Below are 24662 nucleotides of genomic sequence, written 5' to 3' on the forward strand. Positions count from 1 at the left end.
TGCGGTTTAAAGCACGCCTTTGGTCGATGGCACGACGCCGGCATTGCGCGGATCGTGTTCGGTGGCCATGCGCAGCGCTCGGCCGAAGGCCTTGAAGACGGTCTCGCACTGGTGGTGCGAGTTCTCGCCGCGCAGGTTGTCGATGTGCAGCGTGACCAGGGCATGGTTGACGAAGCCCTGGAAAAACTCGCGCGCCAGGTCGACGTCGAAGCGGCCGATGTGCGAGCGCGTGAAGGGAATGTGATAGTACAGCCCCGGGCGCCCTGAGAAATCGACGACGACGCGCGACAGCGCTTCGTCCAGCGGCACGTAGGAATGGCCGTAGCGGCGCAGGCCGGCCTTGTCGCCCACGGCGGCGGCAAAGGCCTGGCCCAGGGTTATGCCCACGTCTTCGACGGTGTGGTGGTCATCGATGTGCGTGTCGCCATCGCACTGGATGTCCAGGTCGATCAGGCCGTGGCGCGCAATCTGGTCCAGCATGTGGTCCAGGAACGGCACGCCGGTGTTGATGGACTGGCGGCCCGTGCCGTCCAGATTGATGGAAACGCGCACGCGGGTTTCGTTGGTGTTTCGGGTGATGTCGGCAGTACGCATGATCAGGACTTGGAATCGGTAGGGTTCAGTCGGTATTCGGCGCTGGCGGCATGGGCCTGCAGGCCTTCGCCGTAGGCCAGCTTGGCTGCAATGCGCCCCAGGAATTGCGCCCCTTCTTGCGAAACCTGGATGAGGCTGGAACGCTTCTGGAAATCATACACGCCCAGGGGCGAGGAAAACCGCGCGGTGCGCGAGGTGGGCAATACATGATTGGGTCCGGCGCAGTAATCGCCCAGGGCTTCGGAGCTGTAGCGGCCCAGGAAGATGGCGCCGGCATGGCGGATCTTATCGGCCCACGACTGCGGGTTCTCGGTGGAAATCTCGAGATGTTCGGGCGCGATGTCGTTGGCGATGGCGCAGGCCTCGTCCAGGTCGGCCACCTGGATCAACGCGCCGCGCTGGCCCAGGCTGGCGCGGATGATGTCGGCGCGCGGCATGGCGGGCAGCAGGCGCTCGATGGCGGCTTCGACCTGGTCCAGGTAGGCGGCGTCGGGACAGAGCAGGATGGCCTGGGCGAGTTCGTCGTGCTCGGCCTGCGAGAACAGGTCCATGGCGATCCAGTCGGCCGGCGTGCTGCCGTCGCCGATGATGAGGATCTCGCTGGGCCCGGCGATCATGTCGATGCCGACGGTGCCGAACACGCGGCGCTTGGCGGCCGCCACGTAGGCGTTGCCCGGCCCGACGATCTTGTCGACCGCGGCAATGGTTTGCGTGCCGTAGGCCAGCGCGCCCACAGCCTGGGCGCCGCCCATGCCCCAGACGCGGTCCACGCCGCCCAGGGCGGCCGCGGCCAGCACGATGGGGTTGCGCGCGCCGTCGGGCGTGGGCGTCACCATGACGACTTCGGGCACGCCGGCCACCTTGGCCGGGATGGCATTCATCAGCACCGATGAGGGATAGGCGGCCTTGCCGCCGGGCACGTAAAGGCCCACGCGGTCCAGCGGGGTGACCTTCTGGCCCAGCACCGTGCCGTCGGCCTCGGTGTAGGTCCAGGTCTGGGACCGCTGGTGCTCGTGGTAGCGCCGCACCCGATCGGCGGCCGATTCCAGCGCGGCGCGCTGATCCGCCGGAAGCGCGTCCAGCGCGGACAGCCATTCGCGGCGTTCGATCTCCAGCGCCGCGACCGAGGCGGCGGGATGGCGGTCGAATTGCCGCGTGTAATCCAGCACGGCGCTGTCGCCGTGTTCCCGGACGTTCTTGAGGATCTCGGCCGCCGCGCGTTCGATGGATTCATCCTGGGACGCATCGAAGGCCAGCAGGGTGCGCAGGCTTTTCCCGAACTGGTCGGACTGGGTGCTAAGGCGTTTGATCAATGACATGATGGAAGGGACAGCAATGGCGGTATACACCAATGAGTGTATACCGTAACCGGATATTGATTCAGGCGCGGCGCCGGGCGGCTGGGCAAAGGGTCAGCGGGCTCCTCCGCCATCTTGCGCCGAGGCCCGGGCAAAGGCGTCGATCAGTGGCTGCAGCTTGGCCGATCGGGTCTTCAACGAGGCCTGGTTGACGATCAGGCGCGATGAAATCTGGGCGACTTCCTCGACGGCGACCAGATTGTTGGCCTTCAGTGTTCCGCCCGTGGAGACCAGGTCGACGATGGCGTCGGCCAGGCCCACCAGGGGGGCGAGCTCCATGGAGCCGTACAGCTTGATCAGGTCCACGTAGACCCCCTTGCCGGCAAAGTGCTCGCGGGCGGCCTGCACGTATTTGGTGGCCACGCGCAGGCGCGATCCCTGGCGCACGGCGGCCTCGTAGTCGAAGCCCTGTCGCACGGCCACGCACAGGCGGCATCGGGCGATGTTCAGGTCGATGGGCTGGTACAGGCCGCCCGGATGGGTGGCGGCATGCTCATACAGCACGTCCTTGCCGGCAATGCCGAAGTCGGCGGCGCCGTACTGCACATAGGTGGGCACGTCGGAGGCGCGCACGATGATCAATTGCAGATCGGGGCTGCTGGTGGGCAGGATCAGCTTGCGCGAGGTTTCGGGATTCTCGCCGACCTGCACGCCCGCCGCCGCGAGCAGCGGCATGGTTTCATCGAAAATGCGCCCTTTGGACAGGGCGAGCGTCAGGGGTTTATCAAGGCTGGCAGGGCTCATGCGGCTTCCCGTTTCACGCGTTGAATATGGGCGCCGACCGAGCGCAGCTTCTCTTCCATGCGCTCATAGCCGCGGTCCAGGTGGTAGATGCGTTCGACGGTGGTTTCGCCAAAGGCGGCCAGGCCGGCGATGACCAGGCTGGCCGAGGCGCGCAGGTCGGTGGCCATGACGGTGGCGCCCGACAGCTGGGGCACGCCCGTGACGACGGCGGTGTGTCCGTCGATGTCGATCTGGGCGCCCATGCGGCCCAGCTCCTGGACGTGCATGTAGCGGTTCTCGAAGATGTTTTCCACGATGACGGCCGTGCCGTCGGCGATGGTGTTCAGCGCCATCAGCTGGGCCTGCATGTCGGTGGGGAAGCCGGGGTACTCGCGCGTGCGGAAACCAGTGGCGCGCGGGCGCTTGTTCATGGAGCAGCGTATCCAGTCGTCGCCGCATTCGATGGACAACCCCGCTTCCTGGAGCTTGTCCAGGGTGGCGCCCATGGTGCCCGGAGCCGCCTGGCGCAGCACGATCTCGCCGCCCGCGGCGCCTACCGCGCACAGAAAGGTGCCCGCTTCGATGCGGTCCGCCACCACGCGGTGGCGGGCGCCATGCAGGCTGTCCACGCCGTCGATCACGATGCGGTCGCCGCCGTGGCCCTGGATGCGCGCGCCCATCTTGATCAGCAGCTCGGCCAGATCCACGATTTCGGGTTCGCGCGCGGCGTTCTCCAGCGTGGTGCGCCCTTCGGCCAGCACGGCGGCCATCATCAGGTTCTCGGTGCCGGTCACGGTGACCATGTCGGTGCGTATCGACGCGCCCTTCAGGCGTTTGGCCTTGGCGACCACGAAGCCGTGCTCGATCCTGATTTCGGCGCCCATGGCCTCCAGGCCCTTGATGTGCTGGTCGACGGGGCGCTGGCCGATGGCGCAGCCGCCGGGCAGGCTGACGCGGGCCTCGCCGAAGCGCGACAGCAGCGGACCCAGCACCAGTATGGACGCGCGCATGGTCTTGACCAGTTCGTAGGGGGCTTCCAGGCTGTGGATCTGCGCGGCGCTCAGCTGCACGGCGCCGTCGCGGCTGCGCTCGGAGCGGACGCCCATGCGGTCGAGCAGCTTCAGTGTCGTCCCGATGTCGTTCAGGTCGGGCACGTTTTCCAGCAGGATGCTGTCGGCCGTGAGCAGGCTGGCGCACAGGATGGGCAGCGCCGCATTCTTGGCGCCCGACACGGTGATTTCGCCGCTCAGGCGGTTGCCGCCGACGATCTGGAGTTTATCCATTCGGGTTCGCCTTGTACTCGGCCGGCGTCAGGGTGCGCATGGACAGTGCGTGGATCTCGGCCTTCATGCGCTCGCCCAGCGCGCTGTACACCAGCTGGTGGCGGGCGATAAGGCGCTTGCCCTCGAAGGCGGGGCTGACGATCAGTGCTTCGAAGTGGGAGCCGTCGCCCTGAACCTCAAGATGCTCGCAGGCAAGATGGTCGGCGATGTACTGGCGTACTTGTTCGGGGGTGGGCAGCATAAGGATCAGTTCCGAAGTTTATAGCCGCTGGCCAGCAGGCGCAGGGCGAAAAGACAAAGCGCGGCGAACACGGCCGCCACGACGGCCAGGCTTTGCCACGGCGATACGTCCGATACCGAGAAGAAGCCGTAGCGGAATCCGTCTATGGTGTAGAAGACCGGGTTCCAGCGCGAAACGGCCTGCCAGAACGGCGGCAGGCTGTGTATGGAGTAGAACACGCCGGACAGGAAGGTGGCGGGCATGATCAGGAAGTTCTGGAAGGCGGCCAGCTGGTCGAACTTTTCGGACCACAGGCCGGCGACGATGCCCAATGTGCCCATGATGCCGCAGGAAAGCACGGCGAAGGCCAGCACCCACAGCGCATTGCTGACGGGCAGCGGCACGAAGAACAGCGCCACTAGCCAAACACAGGCGCCCACGCATAGGCCGCGGGCGATGGAGGCCAGTATGTAGGCGCTGAAGATTTCCCGGTGCGACAGCGGCGGCAGCAGGATGAACACCAGGTTGCCGGTGATGCGGCTCTGGATGAGCGACGACGAGGGGTTGGCAAAGGAGTTCTGCAGCATGCTCATCATCATGAGCCCCGGGATCAGGAAGGAGGTATAGGGCACGGTGCCGTACACCTGTACCCGGCCTTCCAGCACATGGGCGAAGATCAGCAGATAGAGCAGGGCGGTCAGGACCGGGGCGGCGATGGTCTGGAAGGCGACCTTCCAGAAACGCAGCAGCTCCTTGCGCAGCAGGGTCGGGAAACCGGAGCCCAGGTCGTCGCGCGGCGTGATCAGCGGTGTGGAGCTCATGCCGTTACCCCCAGGAACTCATCGTTGTGCATGATGCGCACGAAGGCGTCCTCCAGGTCGGTGCCGCCAACCCGCGCCAGCAGCGCCTGCGTGGTGTCCAGGGCGACCACCTGGCCGCTTTTCAGCATGGCGATGCGGCCGCACAGGGCCTCGGCCTCTTCCAGATAGTGGGTCGTCAGCAATATGGTGTGGCCCGCCTTGTTGAGCCGCGCGATGAAATCCCACAGCGTGCGGCGCAGGTCGACGTCGACCCCCGCGGTGGGTTCGTCCAGGATGATGACCGGGGGGCGGTGCACCAGCGCCTGGGCCACCAGCACCCGGCGCTTCATGCCGCCGGACAAGGCGCGCATATTGGTGTCGGCCTTGTCCGCCAGGCCCAGGTTGCTCAGGACCTCGTCTATCCAGTCGTCATTGTTGCGCAGGCCGAAATAGCCCGACTGCAGGCGCAGGGTCTCGCGCACGGTGAAGAAGGGGTCGTACACGATTTCCTGGGGCACCACACCCAGCATGCGGCGCGATTGCTTGAAATCGGCGACCACGTCGTGGCCGCAGACGCGGGCCGTGCCCGAGGAGGCCCGGGCCAGGCCGGCCAGTATGGAAATCAACGTGGTCTTGCCCGCGCCGTTGGGTCCCAGCAAGCCGAAGAACTCGCCGTACTCGACGGTGAGGCTGACGTTGTTCAGCGCCTGAAAGCCTTGTGCGGCGGGCGAGGACGAAAGCCAGCGTTTCCAGCCGCCGCCGGGCGGCGCGTATATTTTCGAGACGTTTTCTAGAATAAGGGCGGACATGAGGCAATAAAAAAAGCTCGGCCCGAATGAGCCAAGCTTTGCATTATAGTAGGTCGGCGCAGGCCCGGGACGGCCGTGCGCCGCGCGAGCCGGGTCAGCGATTGTTCTGGTTCAGGGCGGCGATAAGGCCGTCGATGCCGTTTTGCGTTATTTGCTGCGCAAATTGATTGCGGTAGTTCTGGATCAGCCAGATTCCTTCCACGTTCAGGTCGTATATCTTCCAGCCTTGCGCGGTTTTTTCCAGGCGGTAATCGATGCCGACCGACGGCCCGTTGCCCTGGGAAAGCGTGGAGCGCACGACGACGTCGTCCGCCTTGGCATCGCCCCGGAAAGGCAGCATGGTGAAGGCCGACTTCTGATCCACGCGGGTAAAGGCGCCGCTATAGGTGCGGATGAGCGTGCCCTTGAACGCCTCGACCAGGTCGCGCTGCTGCTGCGGCGTGGCCTGGCGCCAGTAGCGGCCGGCCGCCAGGCGCGTGGTCTTCTCGAAGTTCACATAAGGCAGCACGTACTCGTTGATGACCTTGTTGATGCTGGCCATGTCGCCGGATTTCACGGCCCGGTCCTTCTTGACGGCTTCCAGGGCGTTGTCGGCGACGGCCTGGACGAAATCGTTGGGCGCGCTGCTGGCGTCGACCCGGCTTTCAGCCAGCGCCGCGCCGCTTGCCAGCCAGGACAGGCTCAGGAAGCCGGCCGCGGCAAGACGCAAGATGCCGGACAATGGAAATACGGAACGGATGAAACTGTACATAAAGACTCCTGTTACTGGGCCGCCTTGCTTGCACCCGCGTCAGGCGAGGCGCCTGTATCGGCGGCATCGACGTCGTCCGAGTAGTCGGGCAGGCTGCCGTCATCGGAGTAGTCGGGTGGGGCGGCGCCGTCGCGTCGGCTGTTCACCTGAGCGTTGCGCCGCTGTATGTAAGCGTCGCGAATAAAGCTGTAGCGGTCAAGCGCCACCTCGTTAACAAGTTTATCGGCATCGAGCAGGCTTGCACGGGTATCGACCGCATACAGGCCGATGATGGAATTGCGCAGGGGCACGTTGTCGATTTCAAACACGGGGGTGACCGGCGACACGCCGGCGGCGAAGGTGCCCAGCGTGGCGGTGCCGTCGCGCACCGAACTGGATCCGAGGATGGGCAGCACGACATAAGGGCCGGAATCGAAGCCCCAGACACCCAGCGTGACGCCGAAGTCGTTGGGGATGCGCTTGGCGCCATTCATGGATGCGACGTCGATGCAGCCGCCCAGGCCCATGGTGGAATTGAACAGCACCCGGCCCAGGGTATTGAAGAAGTCATGCCCCCGGCCTTGCAGGAAGCTGTTGATGGCCGACCAGACATCGCCCAGGTTGCTGAAAACGTTGTGGATACAGGTTTGCGCCGGGTCGGGCATGAGCTGGTCGTAGCCCATGGCGATGGGCTTCAGCAGGGCGCGGTCGACGGTGTCGTTGAACGCGAACATGCTGCGGTTGTAGCTTTCCCAGGGATCGTCCGGGTTGGGATGGGCAACGGTTGCGCAGCCGGTGGCGAGCACCGTTGCGCCCAGCAGGCTGCCCAGGCGGACGAGCCGCTTTGCGTTGGAAAGGGACGGAGTATCGGGTATCTTCATTTTTGTATTCGCGAGGCAACGGACTGGGAATTGTAAACCGCTGTTTCAGATTTCAAGGTTTGGATGCCGGGGAGGCGTTTGAATCGGCGCCGCCTTCCTTGCTTGCCGAACTGTACAGGAATTTGCTGATCAACTCTTCCAGCACGACCGCGCTTTGCGTGTACTGGATTTCGCTGTCCTGCTTCAGCATCTTTTCTTCGCCCCCCGGAGTGATGCCGATGTACTGTTCGCCCAGCAGGCCCGACGTCAGGATGGAGGCCGACGAATCGCTGGGAAATTCGTACTGCTGCTCCAGATCCAGCGTGGCGACGGCCTGGTAGCGCTGATTGTCGAAGCCTATGCTGGCCACCCGTCCCACCACGACGCCGCTGCTTTTCACCGGCGCGCGCACCTTGAGGCCGCCCAGATTGTCGAAATGGGCCTGCACCTGATAGGTGGGGGCGAACGAGAACGAGCTCATGTTGCCGGCCCGCAAGGCCAGGAATACCAGGGCGATGGCGCCCAGCAGTACGAACAGGCCAACCCAGAAATCGGTTTTTTCACGCGTCATGATTAATCCATGTATGTCGTTAATTGCTGAACATCAGCGCGGTCAGTACAAAATCCAGCCCCAGCACCAGCAGCGAACCGGTGACGACGGTGCGCGTGGTGGCGCGCGACACCCCTTCGGGCGTGGGCTTGGCCGTCCAGCCGGCGTGCAGGGCGACCAGCGTGACCGCTATGCCGAACACCACGCTCTTGATCACGCCGTTCAGGATGTCGTTGAAGATGTCCACGCCGTTCTGCATTTGCGACCAGAAAGCGCCGGGATCGATGCCGATGAGCAGCACGCCCACGATCCATCCGCCGATGATGCCCACCATGGAAAACACGGCGGCCAGCACCGGCATGGCGATGACGCCGCCCCAGAAGCGAGGCGCCAGCACCCGCCGTATCGGGTCCACGGCCATGACTTCCATGGCGGCAATCTGCTCGCCGGCTTTCATCAGGCCGATCTCCGCGGTCAGCGAAGTGCCGGCGCGGCCGGCAAACAGCAGCGCCGTCACCACCGGCCCCAATTCGCGCGTCAGCGAAAGCGCCACCAGCAGGCCCAGGGCTTCCTCGGAGCCGTAGCGATTCAGCGTGTAATAGCCTTGCAGGCCCAGCACGAAGCCTACGAATAGGCCCGATACCGCAATGATGAGCAGGGAATAGTTGCCGATGAAATGGATTTGTTGCGTGACCAGCCCGGGGCGCCGGAGCGCCACGCCGCTGCGAATCAGGATGGCGCCGGTCAGCCGCATGAAGGCGCCCAGCCCGGTGATGCCCCGGCGCACCCGACCGCCTAGCGTCGCAATGGATTGGACGGGAGATATCATGGACGTCCTGTGTGTTGGCCCAGCCACTTCGTGAACGCGGGCGTGGCGGGGTAATGAAAGGCGATGGGCCCGTCGGGCTCGCCGTTCAGGAACTGGCGCACATAAGGATCCTGCGAGCCGGAAAGCGCTTGCGGCGTTCCGCTGGCGATCAGCTTGCCCTGGCCCACCATATACACCTGGTCGGCGATGGCGAAGGATTCGGCCACGTCATGGGTGATCAGGATGGAGGCGCAGTGCAGGCGGTCGGTCAGGCTGCGTATCAGCTGCGCGGTAATGCCCAGCGAGATCGGGTCCAGTCCGGCAAAGGGCTCGTCGTACAGAACCAGCTCGGGTTCCAGGACCACGGCGCGGGCCAGCGCCACGCGCCGGGCCATGCCGCCGGAGATCTCCGAGATATTGAGATGGGCCGCGGCGCGCAGGCCGACCGCATCCAGCTTGTCGAGCACGCGCTCGACGATCTGGCTTTCCGACACCTGGGTGTGCTCGCGCAGGGGGAAGGCCACATTCTCGAATACGTTCAGGTCGGTGAACAGGGCGCCTTGCTGGAACAGCACCCCCATGCGCTGCCGCACTTCGCGCAGGCCTTCGCCCGTCAGCGCGGCGATGTCCTGGCCGAATACCCGTATGGATCCCTTTTGCGCCGTGATCTGGCCAGTGGCCGCGCGCAGCAGCGTGGTCTTGCCCGAGCCCGAGCCGCCCATCATGGCCACGACCTGTCCGCGCCGGACCTCCAGGCCGATGCCCTGCAGCACCGTGAAGTCGCCATAGCCCAGCGACACATCGGTGAACGTTACGAGAGGGTCAGAGACGGTTTGCGAATTCATGGGCGTTTGCCTGATGATAAGCCCTGCATTGTATCCTTTTACCGTGTTTTGCCTTGTTTGCGGATATTTCTGTTTCACCCGTGCTATATACGGCCATGCATCGTCAGGCCGGCTGCACCAGCACAAACAGCAGCCCGCCCAATCCCAATAGAAGAAAAGGGCTGACGCGGGTGTAAAGCAGCGCCACCGTCGACGCCGCTGCGACGCCCCAGGCCCAGATGCCGCCCTCCGCTGCCTGAAGAATGGTCCCGGTGGCAGCCAGGATCATGCCGGCTGCCACCGGAACCAGGCCGCGCTCGATGGCGATGATCATGGGGCGGCCCTCATAGCGCGCCCACAGCTTGGCCAGGTAATACACCAGCACGGCTGATGGCACGAAGATGGCGAAGGAGGCGACCAGCGCCCCGGCCAGGCCGGCCGCCTGCCATCCCACCAGTGTGACCAGCAGAGTTTTAGGCCCGGGCGCCAGGCGGGACAAGGCGAACATATCCAGGAATTCAGTATTCGTGATCCATTGATGCACGACCACCGACTGCTGGTGTATGGCCGGAATGATGCTTTGCCCGCCGCCTATGGTCAGGAAAGACAGGGGGGCAAAAACGCGTACGAATTGAATCAGTATTTCGGCCATGGGGAGGATCTGGAAATCGAAAGAATTGAGCGGGACGGTTTACAGAGGCTTGCCCGGGCGGTGTCGCCGCCGAATTCTCAGCCAGGCCACGGCGACAGAGCAGGGCGCCGCGATGGCGATGACGCCGACCAGGTTGAGCCGGAAGACGAATATGGCGGCAAAAGTGCCCGCCATGATCATGATGGGGGCCAGTCCATCCATCGCGTGCTTGGCGGTGCGCAGTCCCATTTCCAAGGATAGGCCGATTGCGGCGGCGGCGATGCCGGCCAGGGCCAGATGGGCGGTCTTTGAGTGCGCGACCTGGGAAAATGCCACGGCCATGAGAATAGCGACGCCCATGGCGGGTACGACCATGCCCAGCGCGGCGACCAGCGCGCCTTGGCCGCCCCGCAGGCGGTAGCCGATCCAGATGGCCAGGTTGACGACGTTGATGCCGGGAAAGGCTTGCGAGAGCGCCAGTCCGCTGACGAATTCCTTTTCCGAAATCCATTTTCGGCTGTGCACGAACTCGCGCATGATCCAGCCGCTAAGACCGCCTCCGAAGCTGGTAACGCCCAGGCGCGAGAAGGCCAGGAACAGGGTGATCAAAGAGGGCGGGGAATGTAGCGGCGGCGTCTTCATAATGCGTGTATTGGAACCTCCGAACAAGTCGCCGCGTGGCACGCATCTGCCTGCCTACCGCTTGACCTTTTCGGAAATCCCCTGCTTGCGGGCACCCATTTTCGCGTGATATGGGCGCCGCCACAAGCGCCGCGAGGCCGGACGCCTTACTGTCCGCTGAATCGGGCCGGCCGACGCTCCATGAAGTGCGCTACGCCTTCCTTGAAATCCTCGCTTTGTATGCTTTGGAACATCTCCTGGTTCGCCAGGGAGACCGCTTCGGAAAGCGTCTGGAATGGCGCTTCGGTCAGCTGCCGCTTCATGATCTTGATGGAGCGCGGCGATGCCTGCGTTGCCAGAGCGTCGGCATAGGAGATCGTCTCCTCAATCAGTCTGTCGGCCGGTACCACTCGGTCGACCAATCGCATCTGCTGCGCTTCCTCTATGCCTATCTTGCGGGCTGAAAACAGCAAATCCGCTGCGTGGCCCGGACCGACAACGCGAGGCAATATCCAGGCTATGCCGTGCTCGGCGATGAGGCCGCGCTTGGCGAAGGCGGTTGCGAACACCGCCTTATCGCTGGCAAAGCGCATGTCGCTGTACAGTGCGAACACCAATCCCAAGCCTGCGGCTGCCCCATTAATGGCACAAATTATCGGCTTGCGTATCGCGGGAAAATAAGCGTAGCGGGCCTGGTAATCGGGCCTGCGGCTCATGTCGTACGGGCGCATCCATTCCGCCGCCCGGATGTCCTCCGGAGGCAGGACTTCGAGCTCATTCATGTCCATGCCTGCGCAGAATGCGCGTCCTTTTCCGGTCAGGACAATGACCCGCACATTGTCGTCGGCATCCAGCTGCTCGAACACCTTGCGCAGTTCCGATTCCATGACCTTGGTCAGGGCATTCATTTGGTCGGGCCGTGACAGGGTAACGATAGCGACGTGCCCGTCAGTGCCCGCATATTCCAGTTCTACTTGAGTAAACATACTTCCTCTTTGTCAGGATTTCGTTGTCGGTGGTGTCTGGATGGCGCGGAGTTCCGTGAATTCGGCGATGCCATGGATACCGCCTTCACGTCCCATGCCGGATGCGCCGAATCCTCCGAAAGGCGCCAGCGGATTGAATGGGGCTCCGTTGACGTCCACTTGGCCCGCCCGCATTCGCTGTGCGATGGCCATTGCCCGGCTCTCGTCGCCCCATACCGCAGCGGCCAGCCCGTATTCGGTATCGTTGGCAATACGCAGCGCCTCGTCTTCGCTGGTGTAGGTCAGCACGGCGAGCGCGGGTCCGAAGACCTCTTCCCTGGCGATCCGGGCGTGCACGGGGACTCGGCCGAATATGGTCGGCGCAACAAAATAGCCCAGGCCAGGCACGGGAGCGTCGGGGCCGCCGCTGATCAGGTCCAGGCCCGAGGCGGCCGCTTCGGACAGGAACGACCGAACGCGTTCGCGGTGCTCATGGGACACCAGAGGACCCATGCGGGTTGTTTCATCGCGCGGATCGCCCAGCGTCATTTTCTCTGCTGCAACTTTCAAGAGATCGCGATACTGCTCGTATTGATCTTCGGGGACCAGCAGCCGTGTGATGGCATTGCAGGTCTGGCCCGAATTCAGGAAGCATGAACCAACGGCATGCCGGGCAACCAGTGTCGGATCGGCTTCGGGCAAGGCGATGCTGGCGGATTTTCCTCCAAGTTCCAGCGCCACCCGCTTCAAGGCATGGCCGGCAACGCTCGCGATATGCCGGCCCACTGATGTGGAGCCCGTGAACGACACCATATCGACCTGAGGATGGGTAATCAAGGATTCGCCGGTTGAGCCGTCTCCGAAAACGATATTCACCACGCCGCTGGGTAAGGCGGCTTCTTCGATGGCGAGGCCTAGAACATGTGCCGCAGTCGGCGCCAGTTCCGACGGCTTCAATACAACGGTGCATCCCGCCATCAGCGCAGCGGCAAGCTTGCCGGTGATTTGATGCAAGGGGTAATTCCATGGCGTGATCGCAGCGACCACACCCACAGGAACCCGCGCAATGCAGGAGTGGCCTGTTTGCGTTTCTGCCAGGGCTCTTGCGGCTGCATCGGCGGTACTCCGCCATGCCGAGATCGGCGCCTGAACCTGAATGCGGCGGACGAGCTTGATTGGCATTCCTGTTTCGGCGCTGATCCCGGAGCTAAGTGTTTCAGCATGGCTTTCCAGGCGATCAGCGATGGCCCTGACGTATGCCGCCCGTGCTTCCAGCGGTAATTGCGACCAGCCGGCGTAGGCTGACCTTGCTGCTGCCACGGCCGTGTCGACCTCCGGCTCCGTTGCATGCACCACCTTGCCGATCGCCTGCTCGGTCGCAGAGTCGTGCACTGTGGTTTCGTTCCAGCCCAGGGCTTCCGCCCATGCCCCATTGATGAAATGTTGTCGGTGAATCACGTCGTTGTTCCTTTTTTCTGGCGCGCTTGCAGGAAGGCATTCATGGCCGATTGAGGATCGCCATTGGCGTAGCATTCGAGCTGCGCCCGTATGCCGGCAGTGCATGCTTCGTCGAAGCCTGCTTGCGTCATATCGCGCAAGCGCTGCTTGCTAAGGCGGACCGCCGTCGAGGGAAGCAGGGCGAGACGCCGTGCCGTTGCCAGGGCAACCGCCAGTGCATCGTCCGCCAGTTGATTGACCAGCCCTATTTCATAAGCGCGCCGGTTTTCGATCAAGTCGCCCTGCAGCGAAAGCTGGGCGTTATGCCCCATGCCGATATGCAAGGTCATCAGGTATGAGCCCACTATGCTGGCCAGGCCGGCCTTGACCTCGGGCTGGCCCAGCCTGGATTCCGGGTGGGCGACGCGTATGTCCGCACAAAGTGCAATCTGGAAGCCGGCTCCCGCGGCGACGCCATTCAGGGCGGCAATGCAGGGCTTGTCCAGGTTTCTGACGGCCTGGTACATATCGCGCTGCGCCTGCAGCCACGGTACAAGGTCTTGCCAGGTGGCCCTGGATGCCTCCTCCAGATCCTGGCCGGCACAGAATGCACGATCTCCGGAGCCCGTGATGACAACGGCGCGGACGGTTGGATCCCCGTTCAGCCGATTCAGGGTCTGTATGAATGCTTGGCGCAACTCGCTGTTAACGGCGTTCATGGCATGCGGACGGTTCAGGGTTACCGTCGCAACGCCATCCTGGCTTTGTGTCAGTACAGTCTCGTTCATACCTCTTCCTTGAATTCGATGACGGCGTCCACGACGCTAACGCCATGCCCCTCTTGCAAGACCATGACGGGATTCAGGTCGGCGGATTGCAATACGTTCCGGTGGGCGATGGCAAAGCGGCCGAGCGCCACCGCAGCCCTGGCCAAAGCCCTGGCGTCCAAAGGAGGCGCATGGCGGTAACCTCGCAGGATCGGTGCTATACGCAGTTTCATGATGGCGCTCAGCGCCTCTTCTTCGCTGAAGGGAGCCAGGATCGACACGACATCCCTACGGATCTCCACCAGGATTCCACCTTCGCCTATCGTTACGGCCGGGCCGAATAACGGGTCCACGGTTACGCCCAGCATGAATTCATGCTGGGCTTTGACCATGCGCGCGACCAGCACCCTGGGCTCTTCAATGCCCAGCGCGCTGAGTTTGTCCAGGCAGTCCTGGGCAGCGACTCGCGCCTGCTCTTCGCCTGACACGTGCAAATGGACCAAGCTGTGTTCGGTTTTATGCGGAACCTGCGCAGCACATCCCTTGACGACCAGCGGGCCGCCCCATCGGCTGGCGGCGCGGCTGGCGGTCTCTGCATCGCCGCAAACGACATGGTCGACCACCGGTAGCCCATACTTCGCCAGCCGATCCAGGCTCTCGGCTTCATCGAGCAGGCCTTGGCCGTGACCTGCGTCTGGATCCGCTTGGGAAGACGTTGCGGGCTTCCAATTCGCCTGTAGCCGGCTATGCCGGAAGTACTGGCTCAAGGCTTGAACCGCATCGGTCTCGCTTGCAAAGGTGGGGATGCCGCGCTCCTGAAACTCCTTCCTGACCGATAACTGCGGAGCGGTCACGGCGACGGGTTTGCGACGTTGCAAGGCGAACGCAGCCGTGGCATCTGCCAGCGCCGGTATGTCGTAACCAGGTCCCGCTACGGGAATGCCGATGAGCAACATATCTGCTTCCCGGCAGCTTCCCAGCCCTTCCAGTACTCGAGGAAACATATCATCGTTACCGAGCAGCGCGGCCGTCAGGTCCAAGGGGTTGGCTGCCGTCGCGAACCCTGGCAATAGATTCCGCAGCGTGTCCCGGGTTGCGGCATCAAGCTCTGTCAGCGGCAGACCGGCTCGCTCCGCCGCGTCCGCGCAGAGCACCCCCACGGCTCCGCTGTGGCTCATGACCACGGTACGGCCTGATTGAGACGGAAAGCCGTCGAGGTACAGGGCGGCAGCATTGACCAGCCCGTGAACGTCTTGTGCCCGCCATATTCCGTTCTGTGCCAAGAAGGCGTCCAGCGCCCCGTCCTGGCCTACCAATGCTCCGGTGTGGGATGCAGCGGCGGCGGCACCCTTCTGGCTGCTCCCGCCTTTCAACAGGATGATGCGGATTCCTCGCTGGAAGGCGAGATGTGCCGCTTCGGCCAACAGGTCCGGACGAGTGATCGCTTCCACGTAGATCAGAATGAGGCGTATATCGGGGTCGCAGGTAACGCTGCGCACCAGTTCAGACACGCCAAGGTCCGCGTCGTTGCCGGTGGAGGCCAGATAGCGCACCCCGAGCCCCTTTTCGCGCAGCAGGGCGTAAGGCATGACGCTGGCGGCTCCGCTCTGGCTTATGATCGCGATCGGCCCGTCTTGCGGCGCGACTTCCGTAAACATCGTGCTGAAGTTCAGGATCGCGCCGCTGGCGAAATTGGCGATGCCCTGAGCGTTGGGCCCCACCAGGCGCATTCCATGTTCCTGAGCTCCGGCAAGCAGCTCTTCCTGCAATTTTCGGCCTGCCGCGCCGATCTCCGCGAAGCCTGAAGACATCACCACCGCGGTCGATACGCCGCGCTTGGCGCAGCGGTGTACCGCTTCGACCGCGTCCTCGCCCGATACAGCGATAATCGCCGCGTCAGGCACTTCTTCGCCTATGTCTTCCAGGCTTGCGTAGCACGCCATCCCCTGTATGGTCTGCCTTGCAGGGTTGACCGGAAAGATGCGGCCGCAGTACCCGAATTTGCGCATGTAGTGGATAGCGCGCCCACCCACCTTGTTGGGGTTGTCCGAGGCGCCGATGATCGCAACGGATGTGGGGTTGAATACGCTGGCAACGCTCATCATGCGATCTTCAAACGTAGCTTGTGGCAGGGGCTTCACGTTCAGTTCACCTTCATGCCGGACGTCTTGATCAGCCTGCTCCACTTTGCCTCGTCCTGGTTCATCTGGCTTGCGAAGACTTCGGGCGAGCCCGGTGTGGGTGTCGCGCCGAATGATTGCAGTTTGGCCTGAACATCGGACTCGGCAAGGATCTTGTTCAGTGATGCATTGAGGGTCTTGATCGCGTCGGATGGTGTTCCATGGGGAGCGACCAAGCCGAACCAGATGCTTACCTGGAAGCCCGGCAGTCCGGCATCGGCGATAGTGGGGACCGCTGGCAGCGCCGGCGACTTGGCCGTTCCCGTCACGCCCAGCGGAACGACTTTACCTGCCTGGATATTGGGCAGCGCATTCGATATGGTGTCGAACATCATGGAAATCCGTCCGCCAAGAAGATCAGTCAGCGCGGCGGCCGATCCTTTGTAGGGTACGTGCAGGATATCTATGCCGGCCATGTCCTTGAGCAGCTCTCCCGACAAGTGATTGGAGCTTCCCACGCCGGCCGAGCCGAAGGTAAAGGTACCGGGTTCGCTCTTGGCCTGCGCGACAAGATCTTGCACCGTATCGATCTTCAGCGAAGGTGCGACGACCAGGACATTCTCGGTGCTGGCCACCATGCCAATGGGATCGAAGGCCTTGAGCGGTTTGACTCCCATGCTGGGATAGATGCTCGGGTTGATTGTCATGGTGCCGGTGGTGGCAAAGAATAGCGTGTAGCCGTTGGCTGCACTGGCTGCCGCCGCTTCCGTGGCTATGACGCCGCCTGCGCCGCCGCGGTTTTCGACAATGACGGTCTGCCCCAGGGATTGAGTCATTTTTTCGCTGACGATGCGCGCCATGGCGTCGGTAGGTCCTCCTGCGGGGAAGGGCACAATCAGCTTTATGGGCTTCTCGGGATAGGCGGCGTGTGCAACGCCGGCGTGGCCGCCGGCAAGCAGCGCAGCCATCATCAATACCGGGGCCATTCCGGCCAGGCGGGAAGTTCTCATGGTGTCTCCTCTATATATGTTTGGATTCTTTCTTGTGTGGAAAGAGGCTTTCAAGTCTAGGCACGCCGTTGGGTATCCACAAGAGTAATATGCTATATATCAGATTTCCATTTTTGCGATACCTTATGAACCTGAAGCAGCTGGAGACCTTTGCGCTCATTGCCGAACTCGGTTCGCTCTCCCGGGTTGCTACGGCGACCGGCACGGCACAGTCGCTCATCAGTCGACAACTGGCCCTCCTGGAATCAGAGTGGGGTGATCGGCTGTTCGAACGAACAGGCCGTGGCATGGCGCTCTCGGAGTTCGGGAGGCGTGTGCGTCCAGAGGTTGAGCTCGTGCTGAATCAGCTCGTCAGGCTTGAGAGCACGGTGAAGGATGCATCAGGGATGCTTACGGGTACGGTGCATTTTGGAGTGCTCCCCTCCATGAGCCGCGAGTTGCTGCCCATGCTCTTTTCCGACCTTCGTGTCCTGGCCCCAATGGTGCGCCTGCACGTCACGGAAGGTTTTAGCGGCGACCTGGACGAACAGCTTGGCTCGGGCCGCCTGGATATGATCATCGTCAACCGTTATGGGGCTTCGGCGGGCCGGGGCGAAGATGTACTCGGCAAATTGGATACTTACCTGATAGGAAAGCCGCAAGCCATGTCCGCCCTGGGGTTGGGGCCGGCTGTGGCCTTTCGCGGATTGGTCGATTTGCCGCTGGTGCTTCCGTCCGCACCGAATGGGCTGCGCAGCACCCTCGACATGCTCCAGCGGCAGCGCAATGTCAGTCTCGATATTGTCATGGAGGTCGATACGCTGACGGCCATGAAAGACGTTGCAATGAGCGGGCATGCGTTTACCCTGCTGCCCATGCAGGCGATCAAGGAAGAAGTCGAGTCGGGCCGCCTTGCGGCCGCGCGACTCGAAAAGCCGGTGATCCGGCGGACGGTGGCACTTAGCTTCACACGCCAGAGGCCGCTGTCCCGGGCCGCCAGACTGGTGGGATCCCGGGCACGGGAGCTGGTGTCGGAGTTGCTGGCCTAGCGCGGCAGCGTGCTCGACCCCATCAAGAACTGATCCACCGAACGGGCGCACTGCCGGCCCTCGCGTATGGCCCAGACCACCAGCGACTGCCCGCGCCGCATGTCGCCGGCGGCGAAGACTTTATCGACGCTGGTGACATAGTCGTCGGTGCCGGCACGCGCGTTGCCGCGCGCGTCCTGGTCCACGCCGAAGGCGTCCAGCACATTCTTGACCGGCGCCGTGAAGCCCATGGCAAGCAGCACCAGGTCCGCTGGCAGCTCGAACTGCGAGCCCTCCACTTCGCGCATTTTCATTTGTCCGGTGGCCTTGTCCCTGAACCATTCAAGGCGGGCGGCGATCAGCTTCTCGATCTTGCCGTTCTTGCCTTCGAACGATTTGGTGGCCACGGCCCAATCGCGCTCGCAGCCCTCTTCATGCGAAGAGGACGTACGCAGCTTGAGGGGCCAATACGGCCAGGTGAGCGCCTTGTCTTCCACGTCGGGCGCCTTGGGCATCAGTTCGAACTGCGTGACCGAGGCCGCGCCCTGGCGGTTGCTGGTGCCGACGCAATCCGAGCCGGTGTCGCCGCCGCCGATGACGATGACATGCTTGCCCTTGGCGGAGATCTGCTTGCTCAGGCGATCGCCGTTGGTGGCCTTGTTCTGCTGGCGCAGGAAATCCATGGCGAAATGCACGCCGCGCAACTCGCGCCCCGGCACGGGCAGATCGCGTGGGGTTTCCGAGCCGCCGGTCAGTACGACCGCGTCGAATTCCTCTTTCAGCGATTCGGGCGTGCGCACGTTCAGGCCGTCTTCGGCATGCTCCTGCGCGCCCACATAGGTGGACGGGCAGAACTCGACGCCCTCGGCTTCCATCTGGGCCAGGCGGCGGTCGATATGCGTCTTCTCAAGCTTGAAGTCGGGAATGCCATAACGCAGCAGCCCGCCGATGCGATTGCTTTTCTCGAACACGGTCACGGAATGCCCCGCGCGCGCGAGCTGCTGCGCGCAGGCCAGACCCGCGGGGCCGGAGCCGACCACGGCGACCTTCTTGCCGGTCTTTCTGTCGGGAGGCTGGGGCACGACCCAGCCTTCCGACCAGCCCTTGTCGATGATGGCATGTTCGATCGACTTGATGCCGACGGGATCGTTGTTGATGTTCAGTGTACAGGCGGCTTCGCAGGGCGCCGGGCAGACGCGGCCGGTGAACTCGGGAAAGTTGTTGGTCGAGTGCAGCACGTCCAGCGCGCGGCGCCAGTCCTGTCTGTACACCAGGTCGTTCCAGTCGGGAATGATGTTGTTGACGGGGCAGCCGCTGGTGCAGAACGGTATGCCGCAATCCATGCAGCGCGCGCCCTGCTGCTTGGCTTCGTCGTCGGTCAGGGTGTCGACGAACTCGCTCCAGTGCTTCAGGCGCACGAGCGGCGCTTCATAGGTTTCTTTGACGCGTTGAAATTCAAGAAAGCCGGTGATCTTGCCCATTCTTCTTCCTCAGGCAGCAATTTGTTGTGGGTTGACCGCGCGCCAGAGTTCGCCCAAGGCGCGGCGGTACTCGACGGGCATGACCTTGACGAAGGCCTTGCGCGACTGCTCCCAGTCGTCCAGCACGTCGCGCGAACGGAAGCTGCCGGTGTAGCGGTAGTGGTTCTCGATCAGGCGCCGCAGAATGGCCTCGTCGGTTTCCCGTTCGCCGCCGCGCATCGCGCTGTGCCAGGTGTCGACCTGGTTCAGCTCGCTTTGCTCGGCATGCGGCGCCACGCGCTCCAGCTCCACCATGGACAGATTGCAGCGTTGGCGGAAGGTGTTTTCCGGATCCCAGACATACGCCACGCCGCCCGACATGCCGGCGGCGAAGTTGCGCCCGGTGGACCCCAGCACCACGACGGTGCCGCCGGTCATGTATTCGCAGCCATGGTCTCCGGTGCCTTCGACGACGGTCGCCGCGCCCGAGTTGCGCACGGCGAATCGCTCTCCGGCCACGCCGTTGAAATAGGCCTCGCCCGAAAGCGCGCCATAAAGCACGGTGTTGCCCGCAATGATGTGGTCCGGACCGAAGCCGCGGAAGTCGTTGGGCGAGCGCACGACGATGCGGCCGCCCGACAGGCCCTTGCCGACGTAGTCGTTGGCTTCGCCGACCAGGTCCAGGGTAATGCCGTGGGCCAGGAAGGCGCCGAAGCTCTGTCCGGCCGAACCGTTGCACTGGATGTGTATGGTGTCGTCGGGCAGGCCGTCATGCCCATGGCGCGCGGCCACGACGCCCGACAGCATGGCGCCTATGGTGCGGTTGCGGTTGCGCACGGGCGTGATGAACGAAACCTTTTCGCTGCGCTCGATGGCCGCCTTGCTGCGTTCGATCAGTTGATGGTCCAGCGCATGATCCAGCGCATGGTCCTGATCTTCGGTCTGATGCAGCGGGGTCGAAACCGGCACGGCGTGGAAGACCCGGCTGAAGTCCAGGCCCTGCGCCTTCCAGTGTTCGACACCCGGGCGCATGTTGAGCAGTTCCACGCGGCCTATCATCTCGTCGAAGCGGCGTATGCCCAGTTGCGCCATGATCTCCCGGACTTCCTCGGCGACGAAGAAGAAGTAGTTCACCACATGCTCGGGCTTGCCCTGGAATTTCTTGCGCAGGACGGGATCCTGCGTGGCGACGCCGACCGGACAGGTATTCAGGTGGCACTTGCGCATCATGATGCAGCCTTCCACGACCAGCGGGGCGGTGGCGAAGCCGAACTCGTCGGCGCCCAGCAGGGCGCCTATGGCGACGTCGCGTCCCGTCTTCATCTGGCCGTCGGCCTGGACGCGGATGCGGTTGCGCAGATTGTTCAGCAGCAGCGTCTGCTGGGTTTCGGCCAGACCCAGTTCCCACGGCGTGCCGGCATGCTTGATGGACGACACGGGCGAGGCGCCGGTGCCGCCGTCATGGCCGGCGATCACGACGTGATCGGCCTTGGCCTTGGCCACGCCGGTCGCGACCGTGCCCACGCCCACTTCGGACACCAGCTTGACCGAGATCGAGGCGCGCGGGTTCACGTTCTTCAAATCGTGTATCAGTTGCGCCAGGTCTTCGATGGAATAGATGTCATGGTGCGGAGGGGGCGAAATGAGGCCCACGCCGGGCACCGAATAGCGCAGCTTGGCGATGTATTCCGACACCTTGTGGCCGGGCAGCTGGCCGCCTTCGCCGGGCTTGGCGCCCTGCGCCATCTTGATCTGGATCTGATCGGCGCTGGACAGGTATTCGGCCGAGACCCCGAAGCGGCCCGAAGCCACCTGCTTGATGCGCGAACGCAGCGAGTCGCCGGCGGCCAGATGTACATCGGCTTCGATGCGGTCGGACCCCAGGAAGGACGCCAGTGTGTCGCCTTTCCTGACCGTGGGCTTGCCTGCGCGCATTTCGGCGCGGTAGCGCAATTCGTCTTCGCCGCCTTCGCCGGTGTTGGACTTGCCGCCGATGCGGTTCATGGCCACGGCCAGCGTCGCATGCGCTTCGGTCGAAATCGAGCCCAGCGACATGGCGCCGGTGGCGAAGCGCTTGACGATTTCCTTGGCCGGCTCGACCTCGCTCAGGGGAATGGCGCGGGCCGGATCGACCTTGAATTCGAACAGGCCGCGCAGCGTCATGTGGCGGCGCGACTGGTCGTTGATGAGCTGGGCGTATTCCTTGTAGGTGCTGTAGTTGTTGGCGCGCGCCGCATGCTGCAGCTTGGCGATGGAATCGGGCGTCCACATGTGGTCTTCGCCCCGGACGCGCCAGGCGTAGTCGCCGCCGGCATCCAGCGCATTGGCCAGCACGGGATCGTTGCTGAACGCGGCGCGGTGCGCGCGCAGCGCTTCCTCGGCCACTTCGAAGATGCCTATGCCTTCGATATTGCTGGGGGTGCCGGTGAAATACTTTTCGATGAGGCTGGAATTCAGGCCGACGGCCTCGAAGATCTGCGCGCCGGTGTACGACATATAGGTCGAGATGCCCATCTTGGACATGACCTTGTTCAGGCCCTTGCCGATGGCCTTGATGTAGTTCTTGACCGCGACTTCGGGCTGCGGAAGCGTTCCCAGCGATTCCAGCGCCAGGTAGGGGTGTATGGCCTCGGCGCCGTAGCCGCCCAGCAGCGCGAAATGGTGAACCTCGCGGGCCGAGCCCGTTTCCACCACCAGGCCGGTATTGGTGCGCAGGCCCGCGCGTATCAGGTGCAGGTGTATGGCCGACGTCGCCAGCAGGGCCGGGATGGCCACGTGTTCGCCATCGACCTTGCGGTCGGTGATCAGCAGGATGTTGTAGCCGCTGAGCACCGCATCGGCCGCATTCGAGCACAAGGCGGCGATACAGGCCTCGATGCCGTCCGGGCCCCAGGCGACCGGGTAGGTGATGTCCAGTTCGAAACTGCGGAACTTGTTGGAGGTGATGTGCGCGATATTGCGGATCTGCGCCATCGCGGCGCCGTCCAGCACCGGCTGCGAGACTTCCAGGCGCAGCGGTGGGTTCACGTTGTTGATGTCCAGCAGGTTCGGCTTGGGGCCGATGAAGGACACCAGCGACATCACCAGCTGTTCGCGTATGGGATCGATGGGCGGATTCGTGACCTGCGCGAAAAGCTGGCGGAAGTAATTGTAGAAAGGCTTGGAGCGGTTCGACAGCACGGCCAGCGGGGCGTCGTTGCCCATCGAGCCCGTGGCTTCCTCGCCATTGGCGGCCATGGGCTGCAGGACGAACTTGAAGTCCTCCTGGGTCCAGCCGAAGGCCTGCTGGCGATCCAGCAGCGACGCGGCCTTGCCGGGCGTGTCGTCCAGCTTCTGGGCGGGCAGCGATTCCAGCTTCAGGCGCAGGCGCTCGATCCACTGGCGGTATGGCCGCATGTTGGCCAGCTGCGACTTGATTTCGGAGTCATCGATAATGCGGCCTTGCTGCAGATCGATCAGGAACATCTTGCCCGGCTGCAGGCGCCATTTCTTGATGATGCGGTGTTCCGGAATGGACAGGGTGCCGGCCTCGGAGGCCATGATCACCATGTCGTCGTCCGTGACCAGGTAGCGTGCCGGGCGCAGGCCGTTGCGGTCCAGCGTGGCGCCGATCTGGCGGCCGTCCGTGAAGGCGACGGCGGCGGGGCCGTCCCACGGCTCCATCATGGCGGCATGGTATTCATAGAAGGCGCGCCGGTTCTCATCCATGTCGGTGTGCTGCTCCCAGGCTTCCGGGATCATCATCATCATGGCATGCGCCAGCGAGTAGCCGGACATCACCAGCAGCTCCAGGCAGTTGTCGAAGGTGGCCGTGTCGGACTGGCCTTCGTAGACGATGGGGTAGAGTTTGGGCAGGTCGGCGCCCAGCACCGCCGATTGCATCATGCCTTCGCGCGCCCGCAGCCAGTTGAAATTGCCCTTCACCGTATTGATTTCGCCGTTGTGGGCGATCATGCGGTAGGGGTGGGCCAAAGGCCAGGCGGGGAAGGTGTTGGTGGAAAAGCGCTGGTGCACCATGGCCAGGGCCGAGACGGCGCGGGTGTCGGCCAGGTCGCGGTAATAGCTGCCCACCTGGTTGGCCAGCAGCAGGCCCTTGTAGACCACCGTGCGCACGGAGATCGACGGCACGAAATATTCCTGTCCATGGGCCAGCCGCATGTGCTGGATGGCGTGGCTGGCCGTCTTGCGTATCACGTACAGCTTGCGCTCCAGCGCGTCGGGCACCATGATGTCGGCCCCGCGCCCGATGAACAATTGCCGGATCACCGGTTCGCAGGCGCGCACCGTCGGCGACATGGGCATGTCGGAATCGATGGGCACATCGCGCCAGCCCAGCACCACCTGGCCTTCGTCGCGCACGGCGCGCTCCAGTTCCTGCTGACAGGCCAGCCGCGAGGCGGTTTCCTTGGGCAGGAAAACCATGGCTACGCCGTACTCATCGGGGGGCGGCAACTCGATGCCCTGGGCCGCCAGATCCGCGCGGTACAGGGCGTCGGGAATCTGTATGAGTATCCCCGCGCCGTCGCCCATGAGCTCGTCGGCGCCGACCGCGCCGCGATGATCCAGGTTTTCCAGGATCTTCAGCCCTTGCTGGATGATGGCGTGGCTTTTGCGCCCCTTGATATGGGCGACGAAGCCCACGCCACAGGCGTCGTGCTCGTTATGGGGGCTGTACAGGCCTTGCGCCAGCGGAGCGCTGCCGCGGATTTCAGGGCCGGCGTGGCCGGGGGACGATGCGTCGATCGCGACCGTCGAGGCGGAGGAGGGCAATAAGGACATGGTGGACTCACGAAATGCTGCGGTGCAAGAAAACAACAATACCGCCAACATGGCCTGTGCGCAATAAAAATAATATAGGGTGCGTCCCTAATTTAACAAGCGCTAAATATCTGATCATTAAATAAGGGACGCACCTACTTAACTGAAAATAAAACAATTTATCGAATTAAAAATGGCGAGGAAAGCCATTGATACGGCTGCGCAGGATTTTTCCGCATGAAAAAATGTCCGAAAAAAGTATCGGGGAAGCCACGTTACAGAGCTGCGGAAGCGGCGGCCAGGCTGCGGGAAGCGCGATGGGCTGCG

At 63.4% G+C, this 24662-nt stretch carries 22 protein-coding genes; 1 reads left to right on the forward strand and 21 read right to left on the reverse strand.

Annotation, left to right across the window (positions count from 1 at the left end; genetic code table 11):
* Positions 1 to 6: 6 nt before the first annotated feature.
* The 19 genes from hisB to OEG81_RS00825 form a co-directional block, all read right to left on the reverse strand.
* Positions 7 to 594 carry an imidazoleglycerol-phosphate dehydratase HisB gene (gene hisB / locus OEG81_RS00735; protein ID WP_264130776.1) on the reverse strand — a complete coding sequence of 196 codons (588 nt, stop codon included), beginning with the start codon at positions 592 to 594 and terminating at the stop codon, positions 7 to 9.
* 2 nt (positions 595 to 596) lie between these two features.
* Positions 597 to 1913 carry a histidinol dehydrogenase gene (gene hisD, locus OEG81_RS00740; protein WP_264130777.1) on the reverse strand — a complete coding sequence of 439 codons (1317 nt, stop codon included), beginning with the start codon at positions 1911 to 1913 and terminating at the stop codon, positions 597 to 599.
* A gap of 93 nt (positions 1914 to 2006) precedes the next feature.
* Entirely contained in the window at positions 2007 to 2696 is a 690-nt protein-coding gene (gene hisG, locus OEG81_RS00745; protein ID WP_264130778.1) for an ATP phosphoribosyltransferase, read from the reverse strand.
* Positions 2693 to 3958 (reverse strand): UDP-N-acetylglucosamine 1-carboxyvinyltransferase, encoded by a 1266-nt coding sequence (gene murA / locus OEG81_RS00750; protein WP_264130779.1) that lies wholly within the window; start codon positions 3956 to 3958, stop codon positions 2693 to 2695. Before murA ends, hisG begins: the two co-directional genes overlap by 4 nt.
* Positions 3951 to 4199 carry a BolA family protein gene (locus OEG81_RS00755; protein ID WP_264130780.1) on the reverse strand — a complete coding sequence of 83 codons (249 nt, stop codon included), beginning with the start codon at positions 4197 to 4199 and terminating at the stop codon, positions 3951 to 3953. Before OEG81_RS00755 ends, murA begins: the two co-directional genes overlap by 8 nt.
* Before the next feature lie 5 nt (positions 4200 to 4204).
* Positions 4205 to 4999: an ABC transporter permease gene (locus OEG81_RS00760; protein WP_264130781.1), complete on the reverse strand. Its 795-nt coding sequence runs from the start codon at positions 4997 to 4999 to the stop codon at positions 4205 to 4207.
* Positions 4996 to 5787: an ABC transporter ATP-binding protein gene (locus OEG81_RS00765; protein ID WP_264130782.1), complete on the reverse strand. Its 792-nt coding sequence runs from the start codon at positions 5785 to 5787 to the stop codon at positions 4996 to 4998. Before OEG81_RS00765 ends, OEG81_RS00760 begins: the two co-directional genes overlap by 4 nt.
* A 94-nt stretch (positions 5788 to 5881) precedes the next feature.
* Positions 5882 to 6538 (reverse strand): phospholipid-binding protein MlaC, encoded by a 657-nt coding sequence (locus OEG81_RS00770; protein WP_264130783.1) that lies wholly within the window; start codon positions 6536 to 6538, stop codon positions 5882 to 5884.
* 11 nt (positions 6539 to 6549) lie between these two features.
* Entirely contained in the window at positions 6550 to 7398 is an 849-nt protein-coding gene (locus OEG81_RS00775; protein WP_264130784.1) for a VacJ family lipoprotein, read from the reverse strand.
* A gap of 52 nt (positions 7399 to 7450) precedes the next feature.
* Positions 7451 to 7948 carry an outer membrane lipid asymmetry maintenance protein MlaD gene (gene mlaD, locus OEG81_RS00780; RefSeq protein WP_264130785.1) on the reverse strand — a complete coding sequence of 166 codons (498 nt, stop codon included), beginning with the start codon at positions 7946 to 7948 and terminating at the stop codon, positions 7451 to 7453.
* A 19-nt stretch (positions 7949 to 7967) separates the two neighbouring features.
* Positions 7968 to 8756, reverse strand: a complete 789-nt coding sequence (gene mlaE, locus OEG81_RS00785; protein ID WP_264130786.1) for a lipid asymmetry maintenance ABC transporter permease subunit MlaE — start codon at positions 8754 to 8756, stop codon at positions 7968 to 7970.
* Complete coding sequence (locus OEG81_RS00790; protein ID WP_264130787.1) at positions 8753 to 9580, reverse strand: ABC transporter ATP-binding protein; 828 nt, start codon at positions 9578 to 9580, stop codon at positions 8753 to 8755. Before OEG81_RS00790 ends, mlaE begins: the two co-directional genes overlap by 4 nt.
* 103 nt (positions 9581 to 9683) lie before the next feature.
* Positions 9684 to 10211: a chromate transporter gene (locus tag OEG81_RS00795; protein WP_264130788.1), complete on the reverse strand. Its 528-nt coding sequence runs from the start codon at positions 10209 to 10211 to the stop codon at positions 9684 to 9686.
* A 39-nt stretch (positions 10212 to 10250) separates the two neighbouring features.
* On the reverse strand, positions 10251 to 10832 hold the full coding sequence (locus tag OEG81_RS00800) for a chromate transporter (RefSeq protein ID WP_264130789.1): 582 nt from the start codon (positions 10830 to 10832) through the stop codon (positions 10251 to 10253).
* Positions 10833 to 10978: 146 nt separating this feature from the next.
* Complete coding sequence (locus OEG81_RS00805) at positions 10979 to 11797, reverse strand: enoyl-CoA hydratase (RefSeq protein ID WP_264130790.1); 819 nt, start codon at positions 11795 to 11797, stop codon at positions 10979 to 10981.
* Positions 11798 to 11809: 12 nt separating this feature from the next.
* Complete coding sequence (locus OEG81_RS00810; protein WP_264130791.1) at positions 11810 to 13309, reverse strand: aldehyde dehydrogenase family protein; 1500 nt, start codon at positions 13307 to 13309, stop codon at positions 11810 to 11812.
* Positions 13231 to 14001 carry an enoyl-CoA hydratase/isomerase family protein gene (locus tag OEG81_RS00815; RefSeq protein WP_264130792.1) on the reverse strand — a complete coding sequence of 257 codons (771 nt, stop codon included), beginning with the start codon at positions 13999 to 14001 and terminating at the stop codon, positions 13231 to 13233. The genes OEG81_RS00810 and OEG81_RS00815 overlap by 79 nt, the downstream gene beginning before the upstream one ends.
* Entirely contained in the window at positions 13998 to 16166 is a 2169-nt protein-coding gene (locus OEG81_RS00820; RefSeq protein WP_264130793.1) for an acetate--CoA ligase family protein, read from the reverse strand. The genes OEG81_RS00815 and OEG81_RS00820 overlap by 4 nt, the downstream gene beginning before the upstream one ends.
* A complete protein-coding gene (locus OEG81_RS00825) occupies positions 16124 to 17110 on the reverse strand; it encodes a Bug family tripartite tricarboxylate transporter substrate binding protein (RefSeq protein WP_264130794.1) in 987 nt (328 codons plus the stop codon). The genes OEG81_RS00820 and OEG81_RS00825 overlap by 43 nt, the downstream gene beginning before the upstream one ends.
* A gap of 125 nt (positions 17111 to 17235) precedes the next feature.
* Between OEG81_RS00825 and OEG81_RS00830 the strand changes: the two genes are divergently transcribed.
* A complete protein-coding gene (locus OEG81_RS00830; protein ID WP_264130795.1) occupies positions 17236 to 18138 on the forward strand; it encodes a LysR family transcriptional regulator in 903 nt (300 codons plus the stop codon).
* Here OEG81_RS00830 and OEG81_RS00835 read toward each other — a convergent pair.
* Positions 18135 to 19598: a glutamate synthase subunit beta gene (locus OEG81_RS00835; protein ID WP_264130796.1), complete on the reverse strand. Its 1464-nt coding sequence runs from the start codon at positions 19596 to 19598 to the stop codon at positions 18135 to 18137. The two genes, OEG81_RS00830 and OEG81_RS00835, sit on opposite strands and share 4 nt — an antisense overlap.
* Before the next feature lie 9 nt (positions 19599 to 19607).
* On the reverse strand, positions 19608 to 24356 hold the full coding sequence (locus OEG81_RS00840; protein ID WP_264130797.1) for a glutamate synthase-related protein: 4749 nt from the start codon (positions 24354 to 24356) through the stop codon (positions 19608 to 19610).
* Positions 24357 to 24662: the final 306 nt, after the last annotated feature.

The organism is Pollutimonas sp. M17 (assembly GCF_025836975.1).
Taxonomy (GTDB): Bacteria; Pseudomonadota; Gammaproteobacteria; order Burkholderiales; family Burkholderiaceae_B.